Annotated in this window: 4 protein-coding genes and 1 pseudogene; 3 read left to right on the forward strand and 2 right to left on the reverse strand. The window is 46.6% G+C overall.

The genetic code is table 11. From position 1 onward, the window contains the following. Positions 1–391: pseudogene (locus IM322_RS11165) on the forward strand (IS200/IS605 family transposase); the annotation flags it as partial. Positions 392–894: 503 nt separating this feature from the next. Here the strand turns inward: IM322_RS11165 and IM322_RS11170 are convergent. Further along, the gene (locus IM322_RS11170; RefSeq protein ID WP_287672541.1) at positions 895–3,048 is read right to left on the reverse strand and encodes a polyribonucleotide nucleotidyltransferase; all 2,154 of its coding nucleotides are present in this window, start codon (positions 3,046–3,048) and stop codon (positions 895–897) included. Between the two features lie 462 nt (positions 3,049–3,510). Between IM322_RS11170 and IM322_RS23315 the strand changes: the two genes are divergently transcribed. Both IM322_RS23315 and prfA read left to right on the forward strand, forming a co-directional pair. Beyond that, the gene (locus IM322_RS23315; protein ID WP_353737507.1) at positions 3,511–3,690 is read left to right on the forward strand and encodes a hypothetical protein; all 180 of its coding nucleotides are present in this window, start codon (positions 3,511–3,513) and stop codon (positions 3,688–3,690) included. Beyond that, positions 3,669–4,769, forward strand: a complete 1,101-nt coding sequence (gene prfA / locus IM322_RS11175; RefSeq protein WP_287672542.1) for a peptide chain release factor 1 — start codon at positions 3,669–3,671, stop codon at positions 4,767–4,769. The genes IM322_RS23315 and prfA overlap by 22 nt, the downstream gene beginning before the upstream one ends. A 596-nt stretch (positions 4,770–5,365) precedes the next feature. Here prfA and IM322_RS11180 read toward each other — a convergent pair. Continuing rightward, a partial coding sequence (locus IM322_RS11180) for a transposase (RefSeq protein ID WP_287713210.1) occupies positions 5,366–5,540 on the reverse strand: 175 nt, incomplete at its 5' end.

Genomic DNA, 5,540 nt, shown 5'->3' on the forward strand with positions numbered 1-5,540 from the left:
CAACGTCACAAAATGGGACAGCACATTACTTGATTTCAACGGTGAATCGGATTACGTTCACCTGATTATCGATGACAAACCTGACATCGCTTTATCCAAATTAATCGCTAACCTTAAAACAGTTAGTAGTCCCATTAATTAAGCTAAACGGCGCTTAACCTGCATGATCCAATAGCTATAACCCTTTTGGAGTCTATATCGGTGATCCGAAGTAAAAGCCGTTTAGCTTAGAAAAGAATTTCTGGACTTAGCGGCAAAGTATTTCTACAATAAACCTTATTTTTGGACGGGAGCTTATTTCGTGGCTAGTTGTGGCGGCGTTACTGTCGAACAACTAAAAAAATACGTCGAGAACCAAAACTCCCCAAAAGTGGAAACGCTACCGCGTTAGTTTCATTCTGGTGGCGATTCATCTCCCGTTAACCGCTACGCGGTTTAACGGGAGTCCTCTCGCGACCTTGAGATAGAGGCGTGGTTTTTGCGTCTCTATTGCTGTTTTTATACTAAATCCGTTGAGTATAGGTTACATAGGGCTTGCTGAATAATGGTAAAACCCTTTTAAAATAAGGCTTTTGACCTGTTAAAATCCGATGTTCATGCTGCGAAAATAGGATTAAGACCTTCAAAAACCTTGCATTATCCTTCTTTTAGTACATAAACTGGTACAAAAAAAGAGGGCAACAAAGCCTGAAACGACCGGCTACTGACGACCGACGACCGACTCCTAACCCCACCAACAAACTTTTTCAGCAAACCCTACATATCAGACAGGCAAAAGGCAAAGGGGAGAATAAATAATCAGTTTTTAATAACTGGATTTAGTATTAGGCAATTTTAGCGATAAAAAAACCCTCGATCGAGCGATCGAGAGTTAACCATGAACAGAAAATTTACCTAGACTACAGTAGCAGCTTTACGGGCAGCGGCGGCCTCATCGGGATGAATACCGAGACGGGTGAGATTGAGACGACCTTTACTATCGATCTCCCGTACCTTGACTAACACCTCATCCCCCACGGCCACTTCATCCTCCACCTTACCGACACGTCCCTCGGCCAATTGGGAAATATGGATCATTCCCTCTTTCCCCGGCAAAACTTCCACAAAAGCGCCGATTTGGATAATGCGAGTCACGCGACCGAGATAAACCTCACCCTCATTGAGTTTGCGGGTCATATTGTAGATCAGTCGTTTAGCTTTTTCGGCCTGTTCCCCATCGGTAGAGGAAATGGTGACAGTACCATCGTCATCGATATCGATTTTCGTGCCGGTCTGTTCAGTAATCCCTTTAACCGTCTTACCACCCGGCCCGATTACTAACCCGATCAGATCTGGATCGATCTTGATCGTCAATAACCGGGGTGCGTGGGGAGATAATTCCGTGCGCGGTTTTTCTAGGGTCGCTAACATCTTCTCTAGGATATGTTTGCGGGCCGGTACAGCTTGTTCGATCGCCTTGGCCACCACTTCCATGCTTAAACCGGGGATTTTCATATCCATCTGGAGAGCGGTGATGCCAGAATCAGTGCCAGCCACCTTAAAGTCCATATCTCCCAGAAAATCCTCGATACCCTGGATATCGGTCAAAATCCGCACTTCTTCCCCTTCTTTAATTAAACCCATGGCCGCACCGCTAACGGGTTTTTTCAGGGGAACACCGGCATCCATCAGCGCCAGGGTAGAACCGCACACGGAACCCATGGAGGTGGAACCATTAGAAGAGAGGACTTCCGACACTACCCGCAGCACATAGGGAAATTCCTCTTGGGGGGGAAGGACAGGTACGATCGCCCTTTCCGCTAAAGCACCGTGACCAATTTCTCGACGGCCGGGAGAACGCATGGGACGGGTTTCACCGACGGAAAAGGGGGGGAAATTGTAGTGATGCAGATAGCGTTTTTCGTCTTCGGGATGGAGATCGTCGCCCAAATCCTGAGCATCACCGGGGGTGCCAAGGGTGGCGATCGAAAGCACTTGGGTTAAACCGCGATTAAACAGACCGCTACCGTGAACCCGACGGGGTAAAACTCCCACCCGGCAAGAAATCGGGCGTACTTCGTCCAGTTGGCGACCATCAACCCGCACCCCATCCTCAATAATTTGGGCGCGCATCAGTTTTTTGGTCAGATCCTTAAAGAGATTACCGATTAACTTCGGTTCTTCCAGCGTTGGAGCTTTTAAGGTATCTTCATCGGGGAGAGCGGTTATAGTTTCCTTGAGCCGATTTTCGATCGCCGCTAATTTCTCATCCCGTTCGGTTTTGCTGAGGGTAAACTGACAGAGAATCTGTTTAATTTCCTCTTTAGCTTGTTCTTTTAGGAAATTCTGCACGGTTTCGTTTACTGCCGGTGCTTCCCGCGTCACGAGGGGAATACCCAACTGATCGATTAATTCCCGTTGAGCGGTGATCAGGTCGCGGACCGCTTCATAACCAAAATCGATCGCCTCAATAATATCCCGTTCCGGTAACTGATTGGCTCCCGCTTCGATCATCACCACCCCTTCGGGACTACCGGCCACCACTAGATCCAATTCTCCGTTATGGATTTCCTTGTAGGTGGGATTGATGATAAATTCATCCCCCAGTAAACCGACGCGCACCGCTGCCATCGGACCTTGGAAGGGAATACCTGCCAACAAAACCGCCACAGAAGCCCCGGTAACGGCCAAAACATCCGGGGGGACTTCCTCATCCATCGAGAGGGTCGTAGCGACCACCTGAATATCATCCCGTAGCCAACTGGGGAATAGAGGCCGCAGGGGGCGATCAATCAAACGACCGGTCAGAATCGCTTTTTCCGGGGGACGACCTTCACGACGCAAAAATCCTCCCGGGATGCGCCCGGCGGCGTATAATCTTTCTTCGTAATCAACGGTTAAGGGCAGGAAATCTACTCCTTCTCTGGTCTTGGCTGTGGTTGCTGTCACTAAAACCGCCGTTTCTCCCGATTGGATCAGAACACTACCGCCAGCTTGGGGGGCTAAAAGCCCTATTTTTAGTCGAATATCCCTGCCATCAAAGGATATTGACTTGTCAAACTCTTCCATGTAAAGTTATATTCCTTTCTTTCACTTTTCTCTGTGCTGTGGCAATCCTAGCATTTTTTGTCCCCCTTTCTGCCAGGTTTAGTATTCAGTGATCAGTTATCAGTGATCAGTTATCAGCTTTTTTCTCCCTGCTCCCCCGCAACGCGCACGAAGTGGTCTCCCAACTACCCAACTACCCCACTACCCCACTGATAACTGGTTACTGCTCACTGATAACTGAAAATACTCCCCACTACCCCACTGATAACTGGTTACTGCTCACTGATAACTGAAAATACTCCCCACACCCCATACCCCACTTCCCTGCTTTTAAACAGAATTTAAGATTACTTGCTCAAACCGGCCAAAAAATGATAGTTTTAGATATAGGAATAATCTGGTTAAGAAAAAAATGTCTTCCCTTGCCGCTTGCTGGCCTAAAAATATTTCTAAGTATTAGCAAAACTGACTGACTGTCAGCAGTTGAGCGGGATTTTTCCTAGCTCGAAGAACTCCGGACAAAGAAAATTAAGACAATTAAAAGGATTGCGTCTCTATTATCTGTCAGACGCTTCTAATCCAGTGAATTTGCGGGTTATCTTCAAATTAACCCCGTTTAACCCTATTTGTGGCTATCGATTATGGCTGAAAGTTATTTACTAGACAAACTGCAATCTGTAGAACAGACCTACAAAGAATTAACCCGTCGTCTAGCGGATCCCGATGTCACCGGTAATCCGGGTGAATTGCATCGTCTGGCCAAATCCCGCGCTTCCCTAGAGGAAACGGTCAACACCTACGAAATTTGGCAAAAAAGTCAAGAGGATTTAATCGGTGCGAAACAAATCTTCAAAGAATCCGCCGGCGATCCCGAATTACGGGAAATGGCCGCCCTAGAAGTGGCAGAATTAGAGGAAAAAATCGCCACGTTGGAAGACCAATTAACAATTCTGCTGCTGCCCCGGGATCCCCTCGATGAAAAGAATATCATGCTAGAAATTCGCGCTGGGACCGGAGGTGATGAGGCCAGTATTTGGGCGGGGGATTTAGTGCGTTTGTACTCAAAATATGCCGAAACTCAAAACTGGAAAGTTAGCCTTTTGAGTGAATCTCCGGCGGATATGGGAGGATTTAAAGAGGCAATTTTAGAGATTAAAGGCGATAACGTCTATAGTAAGCTGAAATTTGAGGCGGGAGTCCATCGGGTGCAGCGGGTTCCTCTGACGGAAGCGAGTGGTCGCGTCCACACTTCCACCGCTACCGTGGCAATTATGCCAGAAGTGGACGATGTGGAAGTGCATATCGATCCCAAGGATATTGAGTTAACCACGGCTAGATCCGGGGGCGCAGGCGGTCAAAATGTCAATAAAGTGGAAACTGCGGTCGATTTAATCCATAAACCCACGGGAATCAGGGTTTTTTGCACCGAAGAGCGATCGCAATTGCAAAACCGGGAACGGGCCATGCAGATTCTCCGGGCGAAACTGTACGATATGAAGTTACAGGAACAACAGGAAGCGGTCAGTTCCATGCGACGCTCTCAGGTGGGAACCGGTTCGCGATCGGAAAAAATTCGCACCTATAACTATAAGGATAATCGTCTCACCGATCATCGCTTAAATCAGAATTTTTCCCTCGATCGCATTTTAGACGGCGATATCGAAGAGGTGCTCCAATCCTGTATCGCCAAGGATCAACAGGAAAAACTGGCAGAATTAGCCGCTGCCCAAGAGACAGCCTAATCAGGACACTCCGAGACTCCGAGACTCCGAGATTATTTTTATTTAGGGCTTGCTGAATAAATCTAAAAACCTTGTTGGATAAGACTTTTAGAATTTTTTGAAATCCAAAAGTGGCGGCCATGGCAGTGATCGGGGGGGAAAATTAGGTACTTTTTCCCCGAAAATTAGGTAATTGACCCTCTGAAAATGGGTAAAACCCTACACCCTACACCCCACACCCCACACCCTACCCCCACGAAAAACTTTTTGCCCCAAACCCTATTTATCCCCCCCGCTCCCTTCTCCCCAACCCGCAACAGCCAAACCCCTTGCTACTTTTTGGCTTTAGACCTCTCGCATAATTAATTTTTGAGGAGTCAAAAACGGCAAAAATAAGGATTAAATGTCCTAAAATCTGTGAATAGACCATTTAATTGCTTATTATTCATTCTTAATTCTCCTGACTACTGACGACCGGCTCCTAACCCTAACAACAATTTTGGCGTTGTCAGATAAAGAGATGAGAAGGCAAAATAGATAGAAACTTAATGAAGGAAAAAAACGATGAAATGTCCAGAATGTAAAAGTGACCACATCAATAAAAATGGTCATCGTGGTCAAAAACAAGGCTCTTCGTTACTCTTTATGCTAAACCAACAGACAAGATGCCAAGATAACATCCTTCTACCCCAAAAATTCCGAAAGTTTCTAAAGCCATAGCCTCTTCGTTTTATTAGTTTAAGTTTATTGTTGATTTCCTCGACCACCCCATTCTTTGTCCTTTGCTCGAAA

Source organism: Microcystis sp. M109S1 (assembly GCF_020247025.1).
Taxonomy (GTDB): domain Bacteria; phylum Cyanobacteriota; class Cyanobacteriia; order Cyanobacteriales; family Microcystaceae; genus Microcystis.